Source organism: Streptomyces dysideae (assembly GCF_001514305.1).
GTDB classification, from domain to species: Bacteria; Actinomycetota; Actinomycetes; order Streptomycetales; family Streptomycetaceae; genus Streptomyces; species Streptomyces dysideae.
Genome location: NZ_KQ949114.1, coordinates 69745 through 96088 on the forward strand (window position 1 = coordinate 69745; position 26344 = coordinate 96088).

24 protein-coding genes and 3 pseudogenes are annotated in these 26344 nt (G+C 70.8%); 7 read left to right on the forward strand and 20 right to left on the reverse strand.

What is annotated here, in order from left to right; all coding sequences use genetic code 11:
• Positions 1-198 precede the first annotated feature (198 nt).
• Positions 199-1341 (reverse strand): aminoglycoside phosphotransferase family protein, encoded by a 1143-nt coding sequence (locus AQJ91_RS40570; RefSeq protein WP_067032617.1) that lies wholly within the window; start codon positions 1339-1341, stop codon positions 199-201.
• A 245-nt stretch (positions 1342-1586) separates the two neighbouring features.
• On the opposite strand from AQJ91_RS40570, the gene AQJ91_RS40575 reads away from it, so the two are divergent.
• Positions 1587-3080, forward strand: coding sequence for a DNA-binding protein NsdB (locus AQJ91_RS40575; protein WP_067032618.1), 1494 nt, complete (start codon positions 1587-1589; stop codon positions 3078-3080).
• A 68-nt stretch (positions 3081-3148) separates the two neighbouring features.
• Here the strand turns inward: AQJ91_RS40575 and AQJ91_RS40580 are convergent, their stop codons facing one another.
• From AQJ91_RS40580 to AQJ91_RS40590, 3 genes are all read right to left on the reverse strand, one after another.
• Positions 3149-4564 carry a PP2C family protein-serine/threonine phosphatase gene (locus AQJ91_RS40580; protein ID WP_067032619.1) on the reverse strand — a complete coding sequence of 472 codons (1416 nt, stop codon included), beginning with the start codon at positions 4562-4564 and terminating at the stop codon, positions 3149-3151.
• A gap of 275 nt (positions 4565-4839) precedes the next feature.
• On the reverse strand, positions 4840-5937 hold the full coding sequence (locus tag AQJ91_RS40585; RefSeq protein WP_067032620.1) for a baeRF3 domain-containing protein: 1098 nt from the start codon (positions 5935-5937) through the stop codon (positions 4840-4842).
• Between the two features lie 94 nt (positions 5938-6031).
• Complete coding sequence (locus AQJ91_RS40590; protein WP_067032621.1) at positions 6032-7606, reverse strand: alpha/beta hydrolase; 1575 nt, start codon at positions 7604-7606, stop codon at positions 6032-6034.
• A 271-nt stretch (positions 7607-7877) separates the two neighbouring features.
• Between AQJ91_RS40590 and AQJ91_RS40595 the strand changes: the two genes are divergently transcribed.
• Together AQJ91_RS40595 and AQJ91_RS40600 are read left to right on the forward strand one after the other, a co-directional pair.
• On the forward strand, positions 7878-8507 hold the full coding sequence (locus AQJ91_RS40595; RefSeq protein WP_067032622.1) for a chaplin: 630 nt from the start codon (positions 7878-7880) through the stop codon (positions 8505-8507).
• A 186-nt stretch (positions 8508-8693) separates the two neighbouring features.
• Positions 8694-9548: a GNAT family N-acetyltransferase gene (locus AQJ91_RS40600; RefSeq protein WP_067032623.1), complete on the forward strand. Its 855-nt coding sequence runs from the start codon at positions 8694-8696 to the stop codon at positions 9546-9548.
• A 126-nt stretch (positions 9549-9674) separates the two neighbouring features.
• Here AQJ91_RS40600 and AQJ91_RS56710 read toward each other — a convergent pair whose 3' ends face one another.
• The 5 genes and pseudogenes from AQJ91_RS56710 to AQJ91_RS40630 form a co-directional block, all read right to left on the reverse strand.
• Positions 9675-10055: a PLP-dependent aminotransferase family protein gene (locus AQJ91_RS56710; RefSeq protein ID WP_067032632.1), complete on the reverse strand. Its 381-nt coding sequence runs from the start codon at positions 10053-10055 to the stop codon at positions 9675-9677.
• Positions 10052-10252, reverse strand: coding sequence for a hypothetical protein (locus tag AQJ91_RS56715; RefSeq protein ID WP_067032636.1), 201 nt, complete (start codon positions 10250-10252; stop codon positions 10052-10054). Before AQJ91_RS56715 ends, AQJ91_RS56710 begins: the two co-directional genes overlap by 4 nt.
• Positions 10249-10856: pseudogene (locus tag AQJ91_RS58585) on the reverse strand (EAL domain-containing protein). The gene AQJ91_RS56715 and the pseudogene AQJ91_RS58585 overlap by 4 nt, the downstream one beginning before the upstream one ends.
• A 91-nt stretch (positions 10857-10947) precedes the next feature.
• Positions 10948-11070 (reverse strand): annotated as a pseudogene (locus tag AQJ91_RS57590) (hypothetical protein); the annotation flags it as partial.
• 1056 nt (positions 11071-12126) lie between these two features.
• Positions 12127-12612 carry a nucleoside deaminase gene (locus AQJ91_RS40630; protein ID WP_067032649.1) on the reverse strand — a complete coding sequence of 162 codons (486 nt, stop codon included), beginning with the start codon at positions 12610-12612 and terminating at the stop codon, positions 12127-12129.
• A 147-nt stretch (positions 12613-12759) separates the two neighbouring features.
• Between AQJ91_RS40630 and AQJ91_RS40635 the strand changes: the two genes are divergently transcribed.
• On the forward strand, positions 12760-13536 hold the full coding sequence (locus tag AQJ91_RS40635; protein WP_067032652.1) for a GNAT family N-acetyltransferase: 777 nt from the start codon (positions 12760-12762) through the stop codon (positions 13534-13536).
• A 249-nt stretch (positions 13537-13785) separates the two neighbouring features.
• On the opposite strand, the gene AQJ91_RS40640 is transcribed toward AQJ91_RS40635, so the two are convergent.
• The 3 genes from AQJ91_RS40640 to AQJ91_RS40650 form a co-directional block, all read right to left on the reverse strand.
• Positions 13786-14667 carry a GNAT family N-acetyltransferase gene (locus tag AQJ91_RS40640; protein ID WP_079085580.1) on the reverse strand — a complete coding sequence of 294 codons (882 nt, stop codon included), beginning with the start codon at positions 14665-14667 and terminating at the stop codon, positions 13786-13788.
• Positions 14668-14803: 136 nt separating this feature from the next.
• Positions 14804-15070: a GlsB/YeaQ/YmgE family stress response membrane protein gene (locus AQJ91_RS40645; protein ID WP_067032657.1), complete on the reverse strand. Its 267-nt coding sequence runs from the start codon at positions 15068-15070 to the stop codon at positions 14804-14806.
• Between the two features lie 92 nt (positions 15071-15162).
• Entirely contained in the window at positions 15163-15699 is a 537-nt protein-coding gene (locus tag AQJ91_RS40650) for an ATP-binding protein (RefSeq protein ID WP_067032659.1), read from the reverse strand.
• A 262-nt stretch (positions 15700-15961) separates the two neighbouring features.
• Here AQJ91_RS40650 and AQJ91_RS40655 point away from each other — a divergent pair, with 262 nt between their 5' ends.
• Positions 15962-16729, forward strand: a complete 768-nt coding sequence (locus AQJ91_RS40655; RefSeq protein ID WP_067032662.1) for an ArsR/SmtB family transcription factor — start codon at positions 15962-15964, stop codon at positions 16727-16729.
• 69 nt (positions 16730-16798) lie between these two features.
• Here AQJ91_RS40655 and AQJ91_RS40660 read toward each other — a convergent pair whose 3' ends face one another.
• On the reverse strand, positions 16799-17239 hold the full coding sequence (locus AQJ91_RS40660) for an SPW repeat protein (RefSeq protein WP_067032664.1): 441 nt from the start codon (positions 17237-17239) through the stop codon (positions 16799-16801).
• 111 nt (positions 17240-17350) lie between these two features.
• Entirely contained in the window at positions 17351-18415 is a 1065-nt protein-coding gene (locus AQJ91_RS40665; RefSeq protein ID WP_067032667.1) for an acyl-CoA dehydrogenase family protein, read from the reverse strand.
• Between the two features lie 109 nt (positions 18416-18524).
• Between AQJ91_RS40665 and AQJ91_RS40670 the strand changes: the two genes are divergently transcribed.
• Both AQJ91_RS40670 and AQJ91_RS52940 read left to right on the forward strand, forming a co-directional pair.
• A complete protein-coding gene (locus tag AQJ91_RS40670; protein WP_067032678.1) occupies positions 18525-18878 on the forward strand; it encodes a YciI family protein in 354 nt (117 codons plus the stop codon).
• A pseudogene (locus AQJ91_RS52940) lies at positions 18878-20128 on the forward strand (RNA polymerase sigma factor). The gene AQJ91_RS40670 and the pseudogene AQJ91_RS52940 overlap by 1 nt, the downstream one beginning before the upstream one ends.
• On the opposite strand, the gene urtE reads toward AQJ91_RS52940, so the two are convergent.
• The 6 genes from urtE to AQJ91_RS40710 form a co-directional block, all read right to left on the reverse strand.
• Positions 20118-20810: an urea ABC transporter ATP-binding subunit UrtE gene (gene urtE / locus AQJ91_RS40685; RefSeq protein WP_067032684.1), complete on the reverse strand. Its 693-nt coding sequence runs from the start codon at positions 20808-20810 to the stop codon at positions 20118-20120. The pseudogene AQJ91_RS52940 and the gene urtE overlap by 11 nt on opposite strands.
• Positions 20810-21583: an urea ABC transporter ATP-binding protein UrtD gene (urtD, locus tag AQJ91_RS40690; protein ID WP_067032686.1), complete on the reverse strand. Its 774-nt coding sequence runs from the start codon at positions 21581-21583 to the stop codon at positions 20810-20812. Before urtD ends, urtE begins: the two co-directional genes overlap by 1 nt.
• A complete protein-coding gene (urtC, locus tag AQJ91_RS40695; protein ID WP_067032688.1) occupies positions 21580-22680 on the reverse strand; it encodes an urea ABC transporter permease subunit UrtC in 1101 nt (366 codons plus the stop codon). The genes urtD and urtC overlap by 4 nt, the downstream gene beginning before the upstream one ends.
• Positions 22677-23573 carry an urea ABC transporter permease subunit UrtB gene (gene urtB, locus AQJ91_RS40700; protein WP_067032690.1) on the reverse strand — a complete coding sequence of 299 codons (897 nt, stop codon included), beginning with the start codon at positions 23571-23573 and terminating at the stop codon, positions 22677-22679. The genes urtC and urtB overlap by 4 nt, the downstream gene beginning before the upstream one ends.
• A 64-nt stretch (positions 23574-23637) precedes the next feature.
• Positions 23638-24876, reverse strand: a complete 1239-nt coding sequence (gene urtA, locus AQJ91_RS40705; RefSeq protein WP_067032705.1) for an urea ABC transporter substrate-binding protein — start codon at positions 24874-24876, stop codon at positions 23638-23640.
• 319 nt (positions 24877-25195) lie between these two features.
• Positions 25196-26308 (reverse strand): substrate-binding domain-containing protein, encoded by a 1113-nt coding sequence (locus tag AQJ91_RS40710; RefSeq protein WP_067032691.1) that lies wholly within the window; start codon positions 26306-26308, stop codon positions 25196-25198.
• Positions 26309-26344: the final 36 nt, after the last annotated feature.

The following is a 26344-nucleotide window of genomic DNA, read 5'->3' on the forward strand; positions in this document are numbered from 1 at the left end:
CGTCAATCATGCCCAGGGGCGAGTGAATTCCCCGGTCAGCGGGGCCCGGGAGTTTCGTGGCGGCGGCGTTCGGGCCTGCGGTGCGTCAGTGGCGTACACCAATGGCCCGTTTGAAAGGAGGCCCGCCGAAAGGAACCGCGGACACACGAAGGCCCGCGGTGCGCCGCTGTCCAGGCGCATCGCGGACCGCCGTCCCCGTCAGCGAGTGCCGACCGCCGCGCGCACAGCCCGTCGGGCCAGCTGGCAGTCGTCGTGCAGCCGCCTCAGCAGCAGCCGCTGTTCCTCGCCGGACGGCGCAGCACCCGGGTGGGCCACTCCCGGTGCCGCCGGGGTCGTGTCGTGCATCGAACGCTGCACGGCCGTCTCGTAGGTACGGATCTCACGGGTCAGTACGAGCATCAGGTTCACCAGGAACGCGTCCCGCGAGGCCGGCCCCGCGGACTGGGCGATCTGGCTGATCTGCCGGCGCGCCACCGGCGCGTCACCGAGCACCGACCACAGCGTCGCCAGGTCGTAGCCCGGCAGATACCAGCCCGCGTGCTCCCAGTCCACCAGCACTGGACCGGCCGGTGACAGGAGAATGTTGGACAGGAGCGCGTCACCGTGGCAGAACTGGCCCATGCCCTGTCGTCCGGCCGCGTGCGCGATGCCGTGCAGCAGCTTCTGCAGGTCGCCCAGGTCCCGGTCGGTGAGCAGCCCCAGCTCGTGATTCCGGGAGATCCGGGCCGCGTAGTCCAGCGGCGCGTCGAACGTGCCCGCCGGCGGCCGCCAGGCGTTCAGCCGGCAGATCGCGCCGAGTGCCGCTCTGATGTCCGCCCGCGGCGGCGCCTCGGCCGGGTGCCGCTGCAGTGCCGCCACCCGTCCCGGCATCCGCTCGATGACCAGCGTGCAGTTGTCCGGATCCGCCGCGATCAGCCGGGGTACCCGCACGGGCGGGCGGTGCCGGACGAACGAGCGGTATGCCGCTATCTCGTGCCGGACCCGCTCGGCCCACGCCGGCGAGTGGTCCAGTAAGCACTTCGCGACGGCCGTGCTGCGTCCGGTCGTTCCGACCAGGAGCACGGACCGGCCGCTGCGGCGCAGCACCTGCACCGGAGCGAACTCCGGGCAGATCCGGTGCACCGACGCGATCGCCGTACGCAACTGGGCGCCCTGAGGGCCGGACAAGTCGAGTCTCCCGCTGAGCGGTTGAGTGCCGGGCCCCGCGGCGCGCCGCGGCCGGCCGGCACCGAGCACGGGGGCGGCCGCCGGTCGCGCGGGGTCGAGATAGGGGCCGCTGCCGCCCGGGCGGGGATGCAGTGACCGGGGCGGGGCGGACACGGAGGACGATGCTGCGTACATGGGAGAAACAGATCCCTTCGTGTGCCTGCGACGTCAGTGCGCTACCCGGCCCGGTCGCCCGGGTGCACCCTGGGGAAATGCATCCCTTGTTCCTGAAGGCGACCGGGTCGGGGTGGCGCGTTCCTACCTGACACCCGATGCCCAGTGGCACACCATCTGGCGCACCCTGGCGAACCGTGGCGAATAGTCGCCCGGCAACTCTCACGGGGCTACTGTCAACTCAGCCGAGAACCTGGGGGCTTGACGTGAGCGGACAACCCAACACCCGCCTATCAGACCTGTTCGGCCTCGCCGGCTGGTCCAAGGGCGAGCTCGCGAGGCTGGTCAACCGGCAGGCGGCGGCCATGGGCCACCCCCAGCTGGCGACCGACACCTCACGGGTACGGCGGTGGATCGACGTGGGAGAGATCCCGCGCGATCCGGTGCCGCGGGTGCTGGCGGCCCTGTTCACCGAGCGTCTCGGCCGTGTCGTGACCATCGAGGACCTCGGTCTGGTCCGGCACGGGCGTACGGGGAAACGGCAGGACGGCGGGAGTGTGGAGCATCCCGACGGTGTGCCGTGGGCGCCCGAGCGGACTGCTGCGGTCCTCACCGAATTCACGGGAATGGACCTCATGCTCAACCGACGCGGCTTGGTGGGTGCGGGTGTCGCGCTCACCGCGGGATCCGCACTCAGCAGCGCCATGTACGACTGGCTGCACACCGACCCGACTCTCAAAACCGACGCCCCCCGCTTCGACGATCCCCTGCACGCCGACCCCGCCGGGTTCGACCGCTATGAGGCCGCCCCCATCGGGTCACAGGAGATCGAGGAGCTGGAGCGCTCGGTCGAGGTGTTCCGCGCCTGGGACGCGGCCCGCGGCGGCGGGCTGCAGCGCAAGGCAGTCGTGGGGCAGCTCAACGAGGTGGGCGGCATGCTCGCCTACCGGCATCCCGACCACCTCCAGCGGCGCCTGTGGGGCGTCGCCGCCAACCTCGCCGTCCTCGCGGGCTGGATGTCGCACGACGTCGGCCTGGAACCCACGGCCCAGAAGTACTTCGTCATCGCCGCCCACGCGGCCCGGGAGGGCGGCGACCGGCCCCGCGCCGGGGAGGCGCTCTCACGGGCGGCTCGCCAGATGGTGCACCTCGGCCGGCCCGACGACGCACTCGACCTCATGAAGCTCGCCCAGTCCGGCTCGGGCGAGCAGGTGCTGCCGCGCACCAGGGCGATGTTCCACACCATCGAGGCATGGGCACAGGCGTCGATGGGCAAGGGCCAGGCGATGCGCCGGACGCTCGGCCGGGCGGAGGACCTCTTCGTCTCCGACCGGAACGACCTGGAACCGCCGGACTGGATGCAGACCTTCAAGGACGAGGATCTGTACGGCATGCAGGCCCTGGCCTACCGCACCCTGGCGGAGTTCGAGCCGGGTGCGGCCGCGCACGCGCAGCACTACGCGGACAAGGCCCTGGCCCTGCGCATCGACGGCCGGGAGCGCTCGAAGATCTTCGACCATCTGTCCATGGCCTCCGCCTGCTTCATCGCGGACGACCCCGAACAGGCGGACCGGTACGCACGGCTGGCCCTGATGTCGATGGGCTCGAACTCCTCCCGCCGCACCTGGGACCGGCTGCGCCAGATGTACCGGCTCACCGCCGAGTACGCCAGCTATCCGAAGATCCACGAGCTGCGGGAGGAGATCAGGCTGGCGCTGCCGCGGCCGAGGAAGTCGGGCGGCAACAGCGCACAGGCGTAGCGCACAGGCAGCACAGGAAGGCACGAGCACAGGGGGATCGTGCCGCCGTTCCGGTGCCGTCCGCTGCCTTACGACGTCACCCTGGCCACGAGCACACAGGCGTCGTCCGCACGCTCGGTCTCACCGAACTCCTCCACGACCAGCCGCACACAGTCCTGTGCGGTGCACGCCGCGCCGAACCGCGGGGCCAGGCCGAGGAGGGGATGCACCGCCTCGCTCCCACCGCCCCTGGGCACCAGCCCGTCGGTGTGCAGCAGGAGCAGGTCGCCCACTTCGAGGGTCTCTTCGGCCTGCTCGTAGGAGGCACCGGTGGTCGCGCCGAGCAGAACGCCGTCCGGCGCGTTCAGCCTGCGCCCCGTCCCGTCGCGGAACAGCAGCGGGGCGGGGTGTCCGGCCTGCGCCCAGGTCAGGGTGCGGGTCTCGGGCCGGTAGCGGCAGCAGACCGCGCTGCCGAGGGCCGGCTGGACGGTGGCGTCGAGTAACTGGTTCAGCAGGGACAGCAGTTGTCCCGGCCGGGTGCCCGCCATCGCCATGCCGCGTACGGCGCCCAGCAGCGTCGCCATACCCGAGGTGACGGCGACGCCGTGACCGGTGAGATCGCCGACGCTCAGCAGTGTGTCGCCGTCGGACAGTTCGAGCGCGTCGTACCAGTCGCCGCCGATCAGTGCGCGCGTCGACGACGGCAGACAGTGCGCGGCCAGGTCCAGGGTCTCGGGGCCCCGGTGCGGGAGCCGCAGGGAGCCGCGCCACGGCGGCAGCACGGCTTCCTGCAGCTCGACCGCGAGCCGGTGCTCGGTCTGCGCGCGATCCTGGTGGCGCTGCAGCGAGTCACGGGTCTCGCTGACCGCCCGCTGGCTGCGGCGCAGTTCACTGACGTCGCGCAGCACGGCCCACATCGAGGCGGTGCTGCCGTCGGTGTCGAGCACGGGCTCGCCCATCATGTGCACGGTCCGGACTTCGCCGTCCTGGCGCACGACCCGGAACTCCCCGTCGATGGGCTTGGCGTCGACCAGGCAGTCGGTGACCATCGTGGTCAGCTTCGGCCGGTCCTCGTCGTGCACCAGGGAGGGCAGTTCGTCCAGGGTGAGCGGGGGAGTGGCGGGGTCGCGGCCCAGGATCTGGTAGAGCTCCCCGGACCAACTGGCCACGTCCGTCAGCAGGTTCCACTCCGCGCTGCCGACCCGGCTGAGCAGTGAGCCGTGCCGGGGAGTGGGCGCCACGGTCCGTGCGGCCGACGCGGGGACGGGGGGAGGGCCGTCCCGCAGCTGCGCGAGGTGCTCGTCCAGGTCGTTGAGCTGGTGCAGCGCCAGGTCGCACAGTGCGCGCTGCCACCGCTCCTGCGGGTCCGCGCCGTCGCTCTGCGTGTCCCGCCGTACGGCGTCCACGTCGCCCTTGAGCCGCCGCGCCTGCGTTATCAGGGCGTCGACCGAGCCTCGGCCTGGCGGCTGGGCTGCTGAGCGGTCCGCAGAGAGATGGGACGGCATGACGCACTCCGATGCGGGGACGGTACGACCAAGGCTGACGGAAGGACCGTTACGACTGTTGCACAGCCCGCGACGCCCTGTAAGGGATTTGGCAACACACGATACGGTGGTGCTTCTGGCATATGCCACAGTCTTCACGGAGTGGTTGCACTGCGTCGATGGTGTACACCGCCGGGCGGGTCAAGTCGTAGTCAGCGTACGTGATTTGACGGTTCGTCGAGCGATGGGGTCGTCGTTCATTCGCCTGTTCGACGACCCCGTGTTCTATGTCCGGCTCAGTACCGCAGTACGCCTGCGATGCCGCTCGCGTCGCCCAGTGCGCCGTCCGGTACGAAGCGGACGTCGGCGCCCGTCTCCAGGCACTGCTCCACGATCTCGTCCACGATGTCCTCGCGGGCGTCGAGGTCGCCGCTCTCCGCCGGGATCAGATGGCCGCCGTCCTGGTCACGCACCGTCACCCGGTAGTTCTCCTCGACGGCCAGCAGGGCCACACGGCCCTCACGGGCGTTCTGCCAGAGCTCGTCGACGCCCGCCGCGAACGCCTTGCGGCCACGTGCGGTTTCCAGCTCCCGCGCCACCGCGTCGGTGTTCTTGCGGGCCTCGGCCGCCATGAGCGGTCGCAGTGCCTGCCGCACGGCTTCCGGAGTGCCGTGCGCGAGCCCACCGTGCGGGACGTGCACCGCGCCCTTGGTGACGCTGCCGAGTTCGTCCAGCACGGACAGGGCCGCCTGCTCGCCGGTGACGTACAGCCGCCGCGGATCCTCGCGCAGGACCGCGCCCAGCGCGATGTCGGCGTCGCGCAGGAAGTGCCGGACGCCCTCGTCGCGGAACGTGCTCGGCATGTCACCGATCTGCTCCTGGCGCTCGGCGTCGAAGTTGTCGAAGTTCCTGGTCAGCGGGAAGCCGCCGGTGTGGGCCTCGGTGAACCGGTCCGTGCCGCCGTTCCACAGCGTGACGCGGTCGGCGGAGACCGACAGCGCCCAGAAGGGCCGCTCGGCGGCCTGTGCGGAGACCAGGTTGCGGGTGAGGAAGGTGTCCGAGAGCACCACGCGCTCGGGCACGGAGCGGGCGAGCGACCACACCTGGTGCTCACCCGGGGCGGCGAAGATCACCAGGCCGTCCTCGGCATGCGCCAGATCGATCTCGGCGAGCGCCCGGTCGAGGTGTTTGACGACATCGCTGCGCCGGTCCCGGCTGACCGCGGGATCGGCCTCCAATTGCTTCTTGGCCTCGGCCACGACATTGCGCAGCCGGACCGGATCCTGGGCGTTGTCGGGCTCCCGGCGATGTGTCGGCGTCAGCACGGACACGGCCGGATAGGGGCGCGGGCGCCGCAGCTCGGTGAGGGTCGTGGGACTGAGTGCGTGCTCCATAACAGCACGATAGGACTGATTCGCCGATCGGGCATTAGGGGTAATTCGTCGGGTTGCCGAGGCGCCGGGATTCAGCAGGCCGTGGCGGTGCACCTCAGTCACCGTCGTCCTCGGCCCCGCAGGAGCCGCCGCCGGCCGGCAGTGTGCCGTAGAGCAGGAACGTGTCGACCTTGCGGTGCACGCACTTGGAGGAGCCGTACCCGGTGTGGCCCCGGCCCTTGTTGTCGAGGACCACGGCGGCGGAGCCGAGCCGCCGCGCCGTCTCCACCGTCCAGCGGTACGGCGTCGCCGGGTCGCCGCGGGTGCCCACGAGGAGCATCTTCGGCGTGTCCACGTTCTTCACCTGCTCGCGGATGAAGTCGGTCCCGCGGGGGCGGCCGTAGCACATCAGTACCTCGGTGAGGCGGTAGCGGCCGAAGACCGGCGACGCCTCCTCGTACTCGGCGCGCAGCCGGCCGAGGTCCTTGGTGATCTGCTCGGCGGTGGGGCGGTCGGGGTCGTCCGCGCAGTTGATCGCCAGCAGCGCCGCCGGAAGGTTGTCCAGGGGGACGTCCTCTTCGTCGACAAGCCCGCCGCGGTTCTCCTCCCGGCCCGGCCGCGCGATGCCCTCGCTGGTGAACCCCAGCACGCCGCGGGTGTCGCCGTCCTCGACAAGCGAGGCGAGGGCCCGCTCCAGCATGGGCCACAACTCCTCGCTGTACAGGGCCTGTCCGATGGCACCCACCAGGTCCTGCCCGGTGAACGGCTCCTCGAAGTCCGTCGGCACGGGATCCCGGTCCATCGAGTCGACCAGCCGGACGACCTGCTCCCGGGCCCGGCGCGGATCCTGCCCGAACGGACAGGCGATGTCTTTCGCACACCAGTTGATGAAGTCCTCCAGCGCCCGCTGCTGCCCCTGGGCCCCCGCCACGCCCTGCTCGGTCAGTGGCTCGGTCAGCGTGTCGACGCCGTCGAGCGCCAGCCGGCCCACCTTCTCGGGGAACTGGGCCGCGTACACCGCGCCGAGCCGGGTGCCGTAGGAGAAACCGAGGTAGTTGAGCTTCTTGTCGCCGAGGGCCTGGCGCAGCACGTCCAGGTCGCGCGCGGCGTTGACGGTGCCGATGTGGGGCAGGACGGGGCCGGAGTGCTTGGCGCAGATGTCGGCCACCTTCTCGAGCTGCCCGAGCACGGCCCGAGGGTCGTCGTCGAGCTCCGCTCCCTCGTCCGTCACGTCCACGTCCTCGGCGCCGTCGCCGCAGCTGACCGGCGAGGACCGGCCGACGCCGCGCGGATCGAAGGTCACCACGTCGTAGCCGTTCGTCAGGCCCATGAACTCCTTGCCCCCATCGGCGAGTTGAGGCACACCGGCGCCGCCGGGCCCACCGAAGTTCAGCAGCACCGAGCCCCGTGACTTCCCCGTGGCCCGGTAGCGGGCGAGCGCCAGATCGAGGGTTCCCGCCGCGGGTTTCGTGTAGTCGAGGGGAACCTTCACCTTCCCGCACTGCAGGTCCTTGGGCGTGCCCGCGCCCTCGCACTTCGCCCACACCACCTTCTGCCGGTAGAACCGTGACAGATCGGGTTCGCCGCCGTCCGCGGCCGCCGGCAGTCCCGCGCCCAGCAGGGCGAGGCCGACGGCGCCGGTGACCGCGCAGCGCCGTACCGTGGGCCGCATTGACAGCTTGGCCAGCATCCATGCCTCCAGGGGCGCCCGTCGCGGACCGAGGAACGGCGCCCTCGATCACGATAAGCGGCCCCCGGATGCCACGCCTCCGGGCGAGCGGGACCACCGTGACTGCCGTACCCTGTGCCCCCTGCATACGCATACGACGGCTTCACTCCCCGTTCGACCGTCGTGCCGCTCGTTGGAGTGAAAGGCCGATAAGCCATAACTCAGATGGTTCGCCCGCGTTTTACGCGGTGCGGGCGAGTGCCCGCGACCATGTCTGGAAGGCAGGGAACCTATGAGACGGGTTACCCGAAACGGTGTGCTCGCCGTCGCCGCCGCATCCGGCGCGATGGCCGTGACGATGCCGGTCCACGCCGACTCCGCGGCGGACGGTCCCGCGGCAGGCCCGCCGGGGCTGATCTCCGGCAACACCGTCCAGCTCCCGGTACACGTCCCGGTGAACGTGTGCGGGAACACCGCGAACCTGGTGGGGCTCCTCAACCCCGCTGCGGGCAACACCTGCGCCAACGAGGACGGCGGCGACCCGGGCGGCGCCGCCGCGGTGAGCCGCGGAAAGGATTCGCCCGGCGTCCTCTCCGGCACCGGGGTCCAACTGCCGGTCCTCCTCCCGGTGAACGTCAGCGGCAACACCGTGAACGTGGCCGGCGTCGGCAACCCCGCCGTCGGCAACGAGTCCGTGAACACCTCCGGCGACGGTCCCGACCATCCCGCCGAGCCCACGCCGAAGCCGTCCGTACCGCCCGAGACCCACCGTCCGAAGCCCGAGCCGGTCCCGCGGCAGCGCGTGGGCTCCCTCGCCCACACGGGCGCGGACCTGACCGCCCCCGTGATCGCGGGCAGCACCGTCCTGGTCCTGGGCGGGGCCGCTCTGTACCGGCGTTTCCGCCCGAAGGGGGAGATCTGACCGCCCGCTCGGAGAGGCCCACCGAAGGACGACCGGTGGGCCGCCTTCGCCGCTCAGCGGTACCCGGACGGGATCCCGTCAACGGCTTGATCACGCCGTGACGCGCTCCTCGAAGATCCGCAAGGATGCTGCGGGCGCGGCCCGATCGCCGCGCCCCCGGAATCCCCCACGGAACGGAGCTCATCCATGACCTCTCCGGCCCTCGAAGACCTCGTCGTCACCCAGGCCGGCCTTGACGACTGGCCGGTCATCAGCGGCTGGGCCGCCGACGAGGGCTGGAACCCGGGACGCGCCGACGGCCCGGCCTTCTTCGCCCAGGACCCCGACGGCTTCTTCCTCGGCCGGATCGACGGCGAGCCCGTCTCCGCGATCTCCGTCGTCAACTACGGCTCCGACTACGCCTTCCTGGGCTGCTACCTGGTCCGCCCCGACCTGCGCGGCCACGGCCACGGCCTGACCACCTGGAAGACCGCGCTCGCCCACGCCGGAGGCCGCACGATCGGCCTCGACGGAGTCGTCGCCCAGCAGGACAACTACCGCCGCTCCGGCTTCCGGCTCGCCCACCGCACCGCCCGGTTCACCGGCACCGCGCCCGCAGCCGAGGCCCCGGCGGACGTCCGCGTCGTACGCCCCGAGGACCTGGCGGACATCACCGCGTACGACGGCGGCTGCACTCCGGCCGACCGGCCTCGCTTCCTCGCGCACTGGGTCACCGGCGCCGGACACCACGCCGTCGTCCGCCGCACCGGCGGCCGTGTCACCGGCTTCGGCGTGATCCGCCCGGGCCACGACACGCCCCGCATCGGCCCGCTCTTCGCCGACACCGCCGAGGACGCGCGGGCCCTGTTCGCCGCCCTGACCGCCCACGAGGCCGGCCGGGAGGTCGCCATCGACGTCCCCGAGACCAGCGCGGCCGGCATCGCCCTCGCGGAGGAAGCCGGCTTCACCCCCTCCTTCGAGACGGCCCGCATGTACACGGGCCCGGTGCGGCCGTACGCCCAGGAGCGTGTCTTCGGCGTCACCACGCTGGAACTCGGCTAGCGGGCACGTCCGTTGAGGAGCACCATCCCGGAGTCAACGTAGTCCGGCAGCGTCGGACGGCGTCGATGCGGGTCACCGCCAGCTCGTGGGTGAGTGGCGTGAACACCTCGGTGATGATGTCCGGGTTCACCGGGCAGCCCGGCCGGCGTGACGCGGGCCCGATGCGACAGGCGCCGGCGAGGCGGCCGGCGTCGCGGGCAGGTCGGCGACGTTCCCGCTCATGCTGCCGACGCCGTCCAGGCACACCAGCCGGGGCGAGCCGGCGGGCACCGCGGCCAGCAACGCGTCGAGCTCGTCGGGCCGTTCGGCGTGGAACCGGCGCAGGGTCGCGCCCTGACCGCGCGCCACCAGGCAGCCGTCGTACACCGTGCGGTGCGCGGTCGCCTCCACGAACACATGCCCCTCGTCGGCGAGGACCGGGATCACCGAGGCGTGGATCAGCGTCGGCGTCGGCAGCAGCAGGGTGTCCGGGGCGCCCAGCAGGGCGGTGAGCCGTTCCTCGATCACGGGATACAGGCGCGGACTGCCCAGCAGCCGCGACCGGCTCGGATGCGTGCCCCAGCGCCGTACGCGGGATCGATGCTGGCGGCGATCTCCGGGTCCCAGTCGAAGCCCAGGTAGTTGCAGGAGGCGAAGTCGATCAGCCAGTGGCCCCGGCTGCGGATGCGTCGGCCCCGTACCTCGTCGAGCACGGCGTCGCTCATCGGGCTGGTGCGCCGCAGATGATCCAGGTCCGCCAGCGCGTCTCGCGCCGGCTGCGGACCGGCAGGCTCCGGTGGGTGGGTGGCCGCTCCGTGACCCCGGACCCCGGCACGAACCCCGTCCCCTCGCGCCGCAGGACGCGCTCGCTGTCCTCCACGGTCATCGGCCGCGCGAACAGATATCCCTGCCCGAACCGGCACCCCATCCCGGCCAGCAGATCCCGCTGCGCCGGGTTCTCGATGCCCTCGGCGACCACCTGCAGCCCCAGCGTGTCCGCGATCCGCACGATGCCCTCGACGAGCGCGACCTGCTGGTGGTCGCGGGTGATGTCGTCGATGAACGACTTGTCGATCTTCAGTACGTCGATGGGAAGTCCCGCAGAGAGCGCAGGGACGAGAAGCCGGTGCCGAAGTCGTCGACCGCGATGTGCACGCCCAGGTCCTTCAGGGCGTGCAGCACCGCCTGGATCTGGGTGTCCCGGCGCAGCAGCACCGTCTCGGTCAGCTCCAGCCGGAGCGAGCCCGGCGCCAGCCCCGGCGTGCGCAGCGCCTCGCCGACCTGGTCCACGAACCCGGCGTCCCGGAACTGGCGGGCGGACACGTTCACACTGACGTACGGCGGACTGCCCTATCCCGCGCAGCTGCTGCAGACCCGCGATGTCGCTGACCGCGTTCTCCAGCACCCACGAGCCCAGCACGGAGATGTGCCCGGTCTCCTCGGCCAGCGAAATGAACTGCTCCGGCGTCACCGGATGGCGCGGGGCGCGCGGCCAGCGGACCAGCGCCTCGAAGCCGACGACCGCGCCCGCGGTGATGTCCACGACGGGCCGCCAGCCGCAGCAGAACCAGCAGGAACAGCACGCCCGAGATGGCCGCGATCACGGGGGCGTCGTGCGCCTTTCGCGTCAGCCCCTCGTAGAGCAGGACCCCAGGGGCGATGAGTGTCGCCGCGCCGAGCATCAGCAGCCGGTGCGGGGGCGGCAGGAGGGACTCACGCAGCGGCACGGAGGCGGTGAGGTGCACCATGGCGGGGTGCAGCGCGGCCAGGCCCCAGGCCGTGTAGAAGACGATCCACCCGGCGTCGAGCAGGGGGCCCGCCTGCCACATCGAGTTGAGCTGCAGGATCCCGTACGCGATGTCGAAGCCGAGCAGCGTCAGTGTGCCGACGACCAGGAGCTGCACCGACCGGTTGCGCCAGCTCAGCGAGCTCGGCGTGAGCAGCCGGGCCAGCAGGGCCAGCACGAGCACGTCCCCGACGGGGTAGGCGATGCTGATGCCCCGCTGCTGCCAGGTCAGCCCCTCGACCTGCGTCAGCGGCCGCACCAGGTACACCCATACCGGCAGCGCGAGCCCCGCGGTGCAGATCAGCGCGTCGAGCAGACTGGGCAGGTCACGCCCTCTCCACCGGTAGTGGATCAGTCCGGACAGCGCGGCGGCGAAGAGCGCATAGGCGGCGAGATAGCAGGCGTCGGAGGGGGAGGGGAACGGATCGGAGGCGTGGAAGTACTCCTCCACCACGTTGTCGTACGTGTCGCCCGCGACGAACGTGAGCAGCCCGGCCGCCAGCACCCACCAGGGCCAGCGGTGCGCGGGCCGGTGCATCCGGGTTCCGGTCACGACGGCCGCGGCCCCGGCGAGGCCGATGACGGCCCACACCGGTGTTCGTGCCGGGGGGACCGTCATGTAGATGACCGTGGACACCGCGACCAGCGTGACATGAGCGGTCATCAGTCGCTGAGCCGGCAGCAAGGGCAAGCGCCTCCTCCGCCGGAGGAGACCGGGCCTCCACCTGGTCTGGATGTATTCGATCGTAGGCACCGGGGCGGCGGCCTGCGTCTCGGGCGGGCCGGGGCCGCGCCATGCCCGGGGTGCGGGGGTCAGCCCTCCCCGCGATGGAACCGGCGGTGCAACGCGCGGGCCTCCTCCGCCAGCTCCGGCACCGGACCCTCCACCACCACACCGGGCGCCACGTCGTGGACCGGCAGCGTCCGCACCGGCGGCGCGGGCACTCCCCACTCGGTCAGCCACGAGGCGAGTTGCTCCGACGAGGCCACGTACACGATGCGCCCGAGGCCCACCCAGGCATGCGCCGCCGCGCACATGGGGCAGTGCTCCCCGGAGGTGTACACGGTCGCCGCCGCCCGCTCCTCGGGCGTCATCCGGGCCGCGGACCAGCGGGCCAGCTCGAACTCGGGGTGCCGGGTACGGTCGCCGGAGGCCACCCGGTTGTGGTCCTCGGCGAGCACCACGCCGTCCGCGCCGACCAGGACCGAACCGAACGGCTCGTCCCCGGCCTCCAGCGCCTCGGCCGCCAGCTCGACGCAGCGGCGCAGGTACGGCAGTTCGGTGTCCTTCACGGCCATGGCGTACGGCCCTCCTCGCTGCGTGATCTTCCCCTCGCACCCTACGGTCGTCGGCGCGTGGCCGGGAAGGAGCGCTGACGGCGATGCGGGCGCCTTCACCGCCGCAAAGGTGTTGCCACGGGGGCATCCTAGTGCTGGAGTGATCCCATGGATCATGCCGCGGTGCTCTCCCTCTTCAACCGGGACATGCGTGAGAACGCGCAGCCCGACAGCCCGGACGCCCGGGTGGAACGTGCCGGGAAGGTGGTCCGCCAGGTCTCCTCGGCACACGGCTGGAACGGCGTCGTGTGGTCGGACCTGGACGCGGCGAGCGCGGACGCGGCGATCACCGAGCAGATCGCCTACTTCACCGGCCTCGGCAGCGAGTTCGAGTGGAAGGCCTACGGGCACGACCTGCCGGTGGATCTCGGACAGCGGCTCAGGGACGCGGGGTTCACCTCCCAGCCCGAGGAGACGCTGATGATCGGCGAGGTCGCCGACCTGACCCTGGACGCCGAGCCGCCGGCGGGCATCCGCGTCCTGCCCGTCACTGACCAGGCGGGCGTCGACCTCGTCGCGGACGTGCACGAGAAGGCGTTCGGCACCGACAGCTCCCGGCTGCGGCACCAGCTGCTCGCCCAGCTCACGGGCGAGCCGGACACCGTCGTCGCCGTCGTCGCGCTGGACGGGGACACGCCGGTGAGCGCGGCCCGCATGGAGCTCGTGCCCGGCACCCGGTTCGCCGGCCTGTGGGGCGGCGGCACCCTCGAGGCCTGGCGCGGCCGCGGCATCTACCGCGCCCTGGTCGCCCACCGCGCCCGCGCCGCCGTGCAGCGCGGCTACCGCTACCTCCAGGTCGACGCGATGAGCAGCAGCCGCCCCATCCTGGAACGGCTCGGTTTCGAACCGCTGAGCACGACGACGCCGTACGTGTACGTGCCGTAGGCGGCGCGGGAAGGGCTCGCCCCGGTTGTTGAAAGCCCAACTGGGGCCGAACGGACCGGAGTCGAAGGCCGAATGGCCCTGCGGGGGCGAGCGGCGGGGCTGCGACCCTGGGGGAGTGGAAGCCGCTGCCGGGGGGAACTGCCTCCCGCAGAGCCCGGATACTCCCGCTGAGGGCGCGCGGTAGAGGCGGCAGGCCCGTCGATCGCAGAGGGGAGCTGCGTCGGCGGGCCTGAGCCCGGACCTCTTGTTTCACAGGTCGAGCTGGTACTCCACCGCCCGGTGCGTCGGTGTGTAGCCGAGGGCGTCGTTGACGGCGCGCATCGGCGCGTTGCCGTCCGCGGTGTCGGTGCACAACCCGCCCAGCTCAGGGTGGCGTCGACGCGCCCGCAGGATCGCCGCCGCCTTCATCCAGCGGGCCAGGCCGTGACCCCGGTGCTCCGGCAGCACCGCCGTACCGTAGTGCTGTCCGTCGCCCCGTCCGTCGCCCGGCACGACGAGTTCGGAGAACCCGACGACGGCGCCGTCCGCCGCGTCCAGCACTGCGACCGTGTGCAGCAGATCCCCGCGCTCGGCGACCGCCTCGGCCGCGGCGACCACCCGCTCCACATCCCAGACGACCGTGCCGTAGTCCGTGCCGTCCATCGGCATGTCGTCCATGGCACGGCGCGAGTCCGCGAACGACTGCGCGAGCTCGGCGGGCACGGTGCCGTCCCACTCCGTCAACCGGTAACCCGGGTACGGCCGTTCGGCGAGCTCCTCGACTTCCGCGAGGTCCGTGCCGGCCAGTGGCAGCCTCGCGTACGTGAGCGCCAGCACCGGGCGGAAGCCCCGCGCCGCCAGGAACAGGTCGGCGGGGGAGCCCTGTTCGGCCTGCGTGATCACCGACCGCCGACGCTCCTCCCGGGCTGCCGCCACCGCGGCCGCCAGCAACCGCGTACCGACACCCTGCCGCCGTTCGGCGCCGTGCACCGCGATCTCCAGCTCGGCGAGATGCTCCTGCCCCTCCCGCGTGAACAGCCGCAGGAACGCGGACCCGACTGGAGCGCCGTCACTTCCGGAGGCCAGCCAGGCCAGCCGGCGGCCGGAGGCGCCGGGTTCGGGATCGGCGAGTGTGGTGATACGCAAGGACAAGGAAACTCCGTCACGGTCGGTTGAGCGGCGAGCGGCCGAAGCCAACCATCGCGCGCCGGCATCCGCAAAGGGATTTGTCGGCTCCGGCCGCCGTGTCTGTCCGCTTCCTTCCCTGCCCTGCTGTGCCCGTACGGCGTCAGCGACGCCGCGTCCTCGTCCGGTCCAACGCGGCGACACCGAGCGCGGCGAGGCCGATCTGGATGAGCCACTCGACCCAGTCGACGCCTTCCGTGTCGGCGACGTCGAACCCGTTGGCGATCGCCGAGCCGAGCAGCGCGGCCGCGATGCCGACGAGGATGGTCCACAGGATTCCGATGCGCTGACGGCCCGGAATGACGAGTCGGCCCAGCACACCGATCACGATGCCGATCACGATGGCGCTGATCACGCCCGAGATCTCCATGTCCGCCCCTCTCCGTCAAGTCCCCCGCACTGTTCGAGTGCCCCCTGGCGAGAGGGACAGTCCGTTCCGCTTCAACGACCGGTGACACAGGGTCATCCTCTGCCCCAGCCGGTGGCTGCAACCACGTCGGCCGCGATGTCGATCACTGTCCGCCCGTCGGTCACCACCCGCAGGGTGTCCATGGGCGCACGGTGGTCCAGCAGCCGTGCCTTACGGTCGCTGCTCTTCAACTCCTGTTCCAGCTCCGAGCCCAACTCCCGCCCGGACAAACGCTGTTCCGTCGTCCCGTCGGTTGCGGTGAGCAGCACCCGGACGATCCGTACGTCGTCCCCCATGGCCCGGCGGAACATGCCGGCGGCCTCGTCGAGCACGCTGACGGTGTTCGTGTAGACGAGGCGCTGGTATCCGAGCTCGGCGTAGTTCCTCCACACGGCAGCCAGATTCCGTTCTGTGATCCCGGCCCGGTGCGGATCGCCGTCCGGCGCCGGATGCACGGCCCCCATGAAGTCCCCCTCGATCACGGCATGCGCGACCCCGGCTCCCCTCAGCCGAGCCGAAACCTCCCACCCCACGGTCGTCTTGCCGACCCCGGCCCGTCCCCCGATGAGCAGTACCTCTGCGTGATCCATGTGAACAGGGTGCCTGGGGGTGAGCAGGCTGGGCGACGCTTCTGGCTCATGCGACTTGGCCTGTGACACCCCACTGGCAGGCGACCAGGACGACGTATGCCACAACGACCTCGCCCCGAAGAACACGGTGTACGCCGCGACCGGCGAGGAGTGGCTGCCGACGGCCTTCGTCGACTGGGATCTCGCCGCGCCGGGGGAGCGTATTGACATGCAAGTAATTACCTGCATAACGTTGAGTGTGCGATCAGAGAGTGACTCCGGGATGGACAAGGTCTTCAAGGCGCTGGCCGACGACACGCGCAGGCGGCTCCTGGATCGGCTGCACGAGCACAGCGGGCAGACGCTGGGGGAACTGTGTGAGCGCATCGCGATGACGCGGCAGTCGGTGACCCAGCATCTGGCCGTCCTGGAGGCCGCCAACCTGGTCAGCACGGTGCGGCGGGGGCGGGAGAAGCTGCACTACCTCAATCCGGTCCCGCTGCAGGAGATCCAGGAGCGGTGGATCGACAAGTTCGAGCGCCCGCGCCTGCGTGTACTCGGGGCCGTGAAGCGACGAGCCGAGGAAACCATGACCGACAAGCCCACCTTCGTGTACGTCACCTACATCGAAAGCACGCCCGAAAAGGTCTGGGACGCGCTCACCGACGCCGATCTGACCGCCGCCTACTGGGGCCACAGCAACGTCTCGGACTGGCGGCAGGGCTCCCGCTGGGAACACGTCCGCACGGACGGCAGCGGCATTGCCGACGCGGTCGGCACCGTCGTGGCGAGCGAGCGCCCGACCCGCCTGGTCACCACCTGGGCGGCACCCGACGAGGAGGGACAGCAGGACAAGTACTCCCGGGTCATCTTCGACATCCGGCAGCACGCCGACATCGTCCGCCTCACCGTGACTCACGAGGACCTCGCCGACGAGGGTGAACTCGCCGACGCGTCGTCCGGCTGGCCTGCCGTGCTCTCCAACCTCAAGTCGCTGCTGGAGACCGGCCACCCGCTGCCCCAGGAGCCCTGGCTGGTGCCCACCCGCTGACACGGGAGAGGCCGGCCCGCGTGGCGCGGACCGGCCAACGTGTTCTCGGGTTCCTTTCCCGGTGCGTTCCTACGGCTTCGGGGTGCTCTTCGCCGCCGTAAAGGCGCACATCAGCCCCAGAACAAAGGCCAGGGCGCCGATGACGATGTTGTTCCAGATGACGCCGGCGTCGGGGCTCTCTCCGACGATCCACGGCGCGACGATCATCCAGACGCCCAGCGCGCAGGTGGCCCAGCTCAGGCCGTACATGCGCTCCGGAGCACGGGTGAACCCGAGGGCCAGCAGGCCGATCGCGATGCCCACGATCAGGTTGTGGGTCACGAGCGGGGGCTGGCTCGTCGTGTAGTGGAGTATCCAGGGGGATACGGCGCAGTACAGACCGAGCAGGAACACCGGTCCGTCCACGAGCGCCACATCACGACCGCCGAGCATACGGGCGTAGCGTGCCCGCATTTCGGATACATCAGGGTGAGCTGCTATGTCACCTCTGGTGGGCGAGACGTTGGCCATGACTCGTCTCCTTTGACTCGCAGGCCTGACCGCGTCTGGTGCGGTGTGCGGTAAGCGCCGCCTACATACATTCTGCGCTTATTTCTTCTTTATGTGTAGTGGTCGGCAGGTTCATGCTGATGTATACGGCCGGCCTTGACGGTCGTTGCCCGCGAGGGCGTTCAGATGTGCCGTGCGTGACTCCGTCGTCTGGCCCTGGACCAGGAGGAACAGTGCTTCGCGGGCCAGGCGTTGGGCCTTGTTGGTCAAGGTCATCGAGCGGCCGCCGCCGGCCACCACCGCGGCGGTGGTGGCCGTGCGCATCAGCTCGTACGCCTGGGTGCGCATGGCCAGCCGTTCCTGCACGTGCTCGTGTGCCGAGGGGTGGTCCGCCAGCTCGTAGGCTCTTCTGCGGAGTTTGTCGAGACGGGCGCGCAGTGGGTCGGCGGTGTCGTCGTCCAGCAGGGCGAGTGCGGCTTCAGTGATGCCGAAGGCCGCCGGTGAGGCGTTCGCCGTCTTCGTGCGGTCGGTCGCGGCCCATTCCTCGTACGGCCTGCGCAGCGCCACGGACTCCTCCGGCAGCCACAGGCCGGACAGCTCCAGTGACACCGTGTGCGAGGCGGTGAGCGCCGCCAGTCGCATCGGCTCCGACGCCCGCAGGCCCGGCTGTTCGCGTGCCTCGGTGAAGGCGAAGAGCGCCTCGCCGGTGTCAGTGACCCCGGCGAGCAGCATGACGTCGTTGAGGCCCCACCCGGTGTACCAGGGGACCGTGCCGTCGAACCGCCAGCCGCGGCGCTCCGGCGTGACGCGTACGGGGGTTCGTGGATACGCCCTGAGGTGTGCGTAGGCCACCCCGGACAGCAGTTCGCCGCGGGCCAGCGGGCCCAGCAGGCGTTCCCGGACGGGACCCGTGGTCTTGGCCAGCGTCAGCACCGGCGTGTGGTGCTGCGTCTGCACGAACCACGTCGAGCAGCATGCCCCGGCCAGGATCTCCGCCGTCTCCCGGGCCACCGCGGCGGGCGCGGCCGCACCGCCGTACTCCTTCGGCGCGCCCACCCCGAGCAGGCCTGATCGCTTGATCGCGGCGATGTGGCTCGTGGGCACCCCCTCCTGGTCGACACGCTCCGCCTGAGGAGCGAGGGCGTCGGCGGCGAGCTGTCGGGCACGGGTGACGAGGGGGTGGGGCGCGGTGGTCATGGACAGGATTCTCCCGATCTCTTCGTGTGTCGCCGTGCGCGGTGTCGATCCTGGGGCGTGCCGTTCGTGTAGGAGGTGAGAGAACGCCACGACGCCCGAGGAGGCCGTCATGAAGTACTACCTGCTCAATGTGATGCAGCCGGTGGGCGAGCCGCCCGCCCCGGAGATCCTGGCCGAGATCGAGAAGAACCTGGACGCCCTCAACCGCGAGCTGCGCGAGGCGGGCGCCTGGGTCTTCGCCGGGGGACTGCACGGCCCCGAGTCGTCCACCGTGCTGCGGCCCCGCGACGGTGACGTCCTGGTCACCGACGGCCCGTATGCCGAGGGCAAGGAGATGCTCGGCGGCTTCAGCCTCATCAAGGCGCCCGACCTGGACGCGGCCCTCGCATGGGGTCGCAGACTGGCACTGGCGACCACGCTGCCGATCGAGGTGCGGCCGTTCATGGGCGAAGCCGAGGATTGATGCCGACCACGGACGTCGAGGCCGTTTTCCGCGCGGAGTACGGCCGCGCGGTCGCCGTCCTCGTCCGCTTCCTCGGCGACATCGACCTCGCCGAGGAAGGGTTCAAGAGGCCTTCACCACGGCCGTCCAGCGCTGGCCGGAGACCGTCCAGCGCTGGACGGAGACCGGCGTGCCGCCCAGCCCGGCCGGGTGGATCATCACCACCGCCCGGAACCTGGCGATCGACCGGCTGCGCCGCGAGGCCGGGCGGGACGAACGGCACGCCCAGGCCGCCCTGCTGCACGCCGCCGACGCAGCACCCGAGGAGGGTCCCGTGCGCGACGACCGGCTCCGGCTCATCTTCACCTGCTGCCACCCCGCCCTCGCCACCCAGGCGCAGGTCGCCCTCACCCTGCGCCTGGGTGGCGGGCACACGACAGCCCGGATCGCCCGCGCCTCCCTCGTGCCCGAGCCGACCATGGCCATGGGGGTACCTCCCATGCCCGTTCAGGGCTGTGGGGGAGCCTGGTCCGCGCCAAGGCCAAGATCCGCAACGCCCGCATCCCGTACCGCGTGCCCCGCGACGCCGACCTGCCGGACCGGCTCAAGGGCGTCCTGGCCGTCGTCTACCTGATCTTCAACGCGGGGTACGAGGGCGAGGCGGACCTGTGCGCCGAAGCCGTACGCCTCGGCCGGCTCCTGGCCGAGCTCATGCCGGACGAGCCCGAGGTGACCGGCCTGCTCGCGCTGATGCTCCTCGTCGAGTCGCGCCGGCCCGCACGGCAGGACGAATACGGTGTGCTGGTTCCGCTGCCCGGGCAGGACCGGGGGCGCTGGGACCGCGACCTGATCGCCGAGGGGCAGGCGCTGGTCCGCCGTTGTCTGCGCCGGAACCGGCCCGGGCCGTACCAGATCCAGGCCGCCATCCAGGCCGTGCGAAGCGACGCGCCGAGCGCGTGGGACACGGACTGGGGGCAGATCCGGCAGCTGTACGACCAGCTCATGGCCGTCGCCCCGAGTCCCGTCGTGGCCCTGAACCGTGCGGTCGCCGTGGCCGAGACCGAGGGCCCGTGGCAGGCCCTCGACCTCGTGGACGCCCTCGGCCTCGACGAGTACCACGTCTTCCACGCGGTGCGCGCCGACCTCCTGCGCCGCCTCGGCCGCGACACGGAGGCGGTACGGTACGGGCGTACGAGGCGGCCGTCGCCCTGTCGGAGAGCCCGGCGGAACGCGCCTTCCTCGCAGCCCGGCGTCAGGCACTCACACGCTGAGCGCCTGACGCACCGCCACCGTGGCCTCCTCGCCGCCCTCGCCGGACGACGTGACCCGCCCGGCCTCCAGGACGTAGTACCGCTGCGCCGCCCGCATCGCGAAGCCGACGTGCTGCTCGACCAGGAGCACCGAGAGCCCGCCCCGGGCGGCCAGCGCGAGGATCGTCTCCTCGATCTCGGCGACCACCGACGGCTGGATGCCCTCGGTCGGCTCGTCGAGCAGGAGCAGCCGGGGCTCTGTCACCAGGGCGCGGGCGATGGCCAGTTGCTGCCGCTGACCACCCGAGAGCAGGCCCGCGCGGCGGTTGGACAGCGCCCGCAGCGCGGGGAACACGTCCAGCGCCTCGGCGATCGCGGCCCGCCCGCGTTTCCGCCCGTCCGCGACCAGTTGGAGGTTCTCGGCGGTGGTCAGGTGCGGGAAGGACTGCTGGCCCTGCGGGACGTACGCCATCGCGCGCGCGACCCGTTCGTGCGGCTTGCGGCGGGTGATGTCCTCGCCGTCGAGGCGGATCGTGCCGCTGCTCGGGGTGAGCAGGCCGACGGCGGCGCGCAGGAGCGTGCTCTTGCCCGCGCCGTTGTGCCCGAGCACCGCGGCCACGCCGTCCCTGGGCACCTCGACGGACACCCCGTGCAGCACCGTGCTGCGGTGGTAGCCGACGCGTACGTCGTCGATCTGGAGCATCACGCCTCCTGCACGGTCACGTCGGCGGTGGCCTCGGCGGCCGTGTGCCCGAGGTACACCTCCTGCACCTGGGGATCGGCCTGGACCTCGGCCACCGTGCCCTCGCTGAGCACCTTGCCCGCGTGCAGCACGCTGACGCTGCGCGCGAAGGACCGCATGAAGTCCATGTCGTGCTCGATGACGACCACGGTCCGCTCCTCGCTGATGCGCTGGAGCAGCTCGCCGGTCGCCTGGCGCTCGTCGTGACTCATGCCGGCCACCGGTTCGTCGAGCAGCAGCAGCCGTACGTCCTGCACCAGCAGCATGCCGATCTCCAGCCACTGCTTCTGGCCGTGCGCGAGGGTCCCGGCGGGGGAGTCGGCGAGCTCGGTGAGCCCGACCGTCTCCAGCGTCCTGGCGACCGACTCCGGGACGGTCCTGCGGCGGCGGAGCATGGTCCACATGCCGCGACCGGCGCCCGCCGCGATGTCCAGGTTCTGAAGGACCGTCAACTCCTCGAAGACGGTGGCCGTCTGGAAGGTACGCCCGATGCCCGACCTGGCGATCCTGTGCACGCTCCGCCCCAACAGCTCGTCGCCGCCGAAGAGCACCGAGCCCTCCGCACGCACCAGGCCGGTGACCGCGTCGACCAGGGTGGTCTTGCCGGCGCCGTTCGGGCCGATGAGGAAGCGCAGGTCGCCCGGGTGGACGTCGAGGTCCACCCCGTCGACGGCGGTGAAACCGTCGAAGGACACGCGCAGTTGTCGTATCTCGAGTCCCGCGAGCTCGGTCATGCCGCTTCTCCCACCGGAACGACGGGCTTCGTCTCCTCGGAATCGGTCGCCTGCGAGGCCATGCGCCGCCGTACGAGGCCCACCAGCGAGGCGAGTCCGCCGGGCAGGAAGGCCAGGGCGACGATGAACAGCAGGCCCTGGAAGTAGGTCCAGGCCGCCGGGAACTCCTCCGACAGCGCCGTCTTCGCCCAGGCGACCCCGACCGCGCCGAGCACCGCGCCGACCAGGCTGGCCCGTCCGCCCACCGCGGCGCCGATCACGAACTCGATGGACGGCACGATGCCGATCATCGCGGGCGAGATGATGCCGACGGCCGGCACGAACAGCGCGCCCGCCAGGCCCGCCATGCCCGCCGCCACGACGTACGCGACGAGCTTGACGTTCGCCGGGTTGTAGCCGAGGAAGCGCACCCGCTCCTCCGAGTCCCTTACCGCGACGAGGAGTTCGCCGTAGCGGCTGTGGACCAGCTGCCGGGCGAGGGCGATGAGCAGCAGCAGGGCGGCGGCGATGACGAAGTACACCATCCGCTGGTTGACCGGGTCGTCGAGGGCGTAGCCGAAGAAGCCCTGGATGTCGGTGAGTCCGTTGGTGCCGCCGGTCGTGGCCTGCTGGCCGATCAGCCAGATGGCGAAGGCGGCGGCGAGGGCCTGGCTCAGGATCGCGAAGTAGGCGCCCTTGACCCGGCGCCGGAAGATGAAGGACCCGAGGATCGCCGCGACCGCCATCGGCAGCAGCACGGTCGCCGCGAGCGCGAACAGCGGGTTCGCGAACGGCTGCCACCACCAAGGGAGTTCGGTGGCGGTGCCGTACAGCTGCATGAAGTCGGGCAGGTTGCCGGGCCCGGCGTCGGCGATCTTCAGGTGCATCGCCATGGCGTAACCGCCGAGCCCGAAGAACACGCCCTGGCCGAGGGTCAGCAGCCCGCCGCGGCCCCAGGCCAGACAGATGCCGACGGCGACCATCGCCGTGCACAGGTACTTGGCGAGCAGGCCCAGCCGGAAGTCGGACAGAAGGAGCGGGGCGACGGCGAACAGCAGGGCGGCGGCTCCCGCGAAGCCTGCCGCGGCACGCGCCGAACGGCCTTTCAGCAGGTTCATACGAGACTCCTCGTACGCAGCGTGTACAGCCCCTGGGGCCGCCACTGGAGGAACGCGACGATGGCGACGAGGACCAGCACCTTGGCGACGCTGACGGTGGTGGAGTACTCCAGCACCGACTGCAGCACACCCAGCACGAAGGCGACGATGACCGTCCCCTTGAGCTGTCCGATGCCGCCGACCACGATCACCAGGAAGGCGTCGATGATGACGTTGGTGCCCATCGTCGGCCCGATCGGACCGACCAGCGTCAGCGCCACCCCGGCGACGCCCGCGAGCCCGGACCCGAGGAAGAACGCCGTACGGTCCACGCGCTCGGTCGAGATGCCGGACACCTCGGCCAGGTCCCGGTTCTGCACCACGCCCCGGATCCGCCGGCCCAGCGGCGTCAGCCGCAGCGTCAGCGACAGCGCGACCACCGCAGCGACCGCCAGCCCCAGGATGAACAGGCGGCTGTTGGCGACGGTGAGCGGATCGTCGCCGCCGATGAGGGTGATGTTCCCGGTCAGCCAGTCGGGCGCCCGGGTCTGCACGTTCGGCGCGCCGAAAATGTCCCGGGCGAGCTGCTGGAGCATCAGCGAGACACCCCAGGTGACGAGAAGTGTGTCAAGTGGCCGCAGATACAGACGTCGTATCAGCAGCCATTCGAGCAGGGCGCCGAGAGCGCCCGAGACGAGAAATGCGACGGGCAGCGCGACAAGCAGGGAAATACCCGCGCCGGTAATCGACTTCTGCAGGACGTACGTCGTGTAGGCGCCGGCCATGATGAACTCGCCGTGGGCCATGTTGATGACGTTCATCTGGCCGAAGGTGAGCGAGAGACCGAGCGCGATGAGCAGCAGGACGGCACCGATGCTGATGCCGGTGAAGGTCTGACCGAGGATCACGGTCATGCGGCGGCTCCGGGGAGACGGGGGTGCGGGGGCCTCGGCGCCGAGGCCCCCGCGAGGCGAGCGGTCAGGACAGGCCGGAGGCCCAGTCGTAGCCCTTGAGGTAGGGGTCCGGCTTGATCGGCTTGCCGGAGTTCCACACTTCCTCGATGAGACCGTCGCTGCCGATCTTGCCGATCCGCGCGGTCTTGTAGAGGTGCTGCGAGGCGCCGTCGACGGTGACCTCGCCCTCGGGCGCGTCGAAGGTGATGCCGTCGGAGGCGGCCTTCACCTTCTCCGGGTCGAAGGACTTCGCCTTCTCGACCATCGCCTTCCACAGGTAGACCGAGGTGTAGGCGGCCTCCATCGGGTCACTGGTCGGCTTGTCCTGGCCGTACTTGGCCTTGTACGCCTTGACGAACTTCTCGTTCGCCGCGCCCTCGGTGGTCTGGTAGTAGTTCCAGGCCGTCAGCTGGTCGGCCAGGTACTGGGGGCCGATCGACTTGACCTCCTCCTCGGCGATCGACACCGAGACGACCGGCATGGTCTTCGCGGTCAGACCGGCCGACTTGTACTCCTTGAAGAAGGCCACGTTCGAGTCGCCGTTGAGGGTGTTGAAGACGGCGTCCGCCTTCGACGCCTTCACCTTGTTGGCGATCGTGCTGAACTCCGTGGAGCCCAGCGGTGCGTAGTCCTCGCCGAGGATGGTCATGCCGTTGGCCTTCGCGTACGCCCTGATCTCCTTGTTGGCGGTGCGCGGGAAGACGTAGTCGCTGCCGACCAGGTAGAGCTTCTTCTTGCCCTGGCTCTTGAGGTAGTCGAGGCCCGGGATGATCTGCTGGTTCGTGGTGGCGCCCGTGTAGAAGATGTACGGCGACTCCTCCAGGCCCTCGTACTGCACGGGGTAGAAGAGCAGCGACTTGTTCTTCTCGAACACCGGCTTGACGGCCTTGCGGCTGGCGGAGGTCCAGCAGCCGAAGGTGGCGGCGACGGCGTCCTCCTTGATGAGCTTGGAGGCCTTCTCGGCGAAGGTCGGCCAGTCGGAGGCGCCGTCCTCGCTGATCGGCTTGACCTTCTTGCCGAGGACACCGCCGGAGGCGTTGATCTCGTCGATGGCGAGCATCAGCGAGTTGCGTACGGTGACCTCACTGATGGCCATGGTGCCGGACAGCGAGTTGAGCAGGCCGACCTTGACCGTGTCACCGCTGACATCGATCTTCGCGGCCTTGTCGGACGAGCTTGCCGAGTCGGTCTTCGCGCCGCACGCGGAGAGCGCGACGACGGCGGTGACCGCCGCGGTGCCGGCGAGGAACCGGCGCCGGTGGATACTGGGAACGCTGGACAAAAGAACCCCCTTGTCCCGGAGGACAACTGAATGGGAAGGAATCAGCAGCCCTTCAGGCGCGGTGGTGGCGCGAGCGTCCAGCTTTCCGATGATGGTGTACCGGCTGGTCCCTGAAGTGCGGTCCACAGCCTCAAGTCAGCTTGTTTCCGAGGCGTTTCCCGCCACTTACCCGGCTGTATCTTCCGGCTCTCCCCGGGAAACAAAAAATACCTCGGACGGAATTCCGAACCGGAATTCACACGTCGCCCGAGGCATTCTAAATACTTCCTGTGTGAAGTATCGCGGCGGGGTGAGGTACATGTCAAGGGCGAGCGGTGTCGAGGTCCAGCTGGGTGAGCACGTCGAAGTCGACGCCGTCGGCCTGGGCGAGGTAGATGCGCTGCTTGACATGGCTGCCGCGCAGCCGCAACAGCCCGCGCGGCCCCTCGTACGACACCGAGTCGGCCGTCGCGCCGATGGCCGTCACGTCCAGCGACCTGGCCCGGGCGATGAGCGCGGCCAGCAACAGCACGCCTTCGTAACACGATTCACCGAGACTTCCGGGTGCCGGCGCCTCGATGCCGTACCGCCCGGCGTACTGGCCGTGGAAGTCGAGCGTGTCCTGGTTGGCGAGCGAGGCGAAGTACCCGGCCGTGCTGTAGAGACCCTCCGTGGCCGTGGGGCCGCTGGCCATCAGCATGTTCTCGTCCATGAGCGTGCTCAGCCGCAGACAGCGCTGGTCGAGCCCGGACGCGGCGAACGCCCGGTTGAACCGGACCGCGTCGCTGCCCACCAGCAGCATGAGCACGGCGTCCGCCTCCGACCGCTCGATCCGGCGCAGGACGTCGTCGAACTCATGGGTGCCGAGCGGGAGATAGGCCTGCCCGCAGATGCCGCCCCCGGACTCGCGCGCGTAGCCGCGGGCGACGCGCGCGGTGCGGCGCGGCCACACATAGTCGTTGCCGACGACGAACCAGCGGCGCACCCGGCGCTCGTGCGCCAGCAGCCGCATCGCGGGCCGCAGCTGGTCGTCCGGTGTCTCGCTGGTCAGGAAGACGCCCGTGGTGTGCTCCCCGCCCTCGTACAGCGCCGTGTACACATACGGCACCCGGTGCGCGATCCGCGGCGCCAGCGCCTGGCGTACCGAGGAGATGTGCCAGCCGGTGACGCCCTGGACGACGCCCAGCTCCACCAGCGCCCCGACCCGGTCGGCGATCTCGGCCGGCTCGGCGCCGCCGTCCACCGGCAGCAGCCGCAGCTCCCTGCCGAGCACCCCGCCCGCCTGGTTGACCTCCTCCGCGGCGAGCTGCGCGCACAGCTCGCAGGTGGGACCGAAGATCCCGGCGGCGCCCTGCATCGGGAAGACGAGGGCGACGCTGAGTACGGAGTCGTCGACGGTGAACCAGTCGAGCGGATGGGGGTCGAGCTGGAACATGCGGTCATGATTCCGGGTCCGCCCGGTTAACTCCAG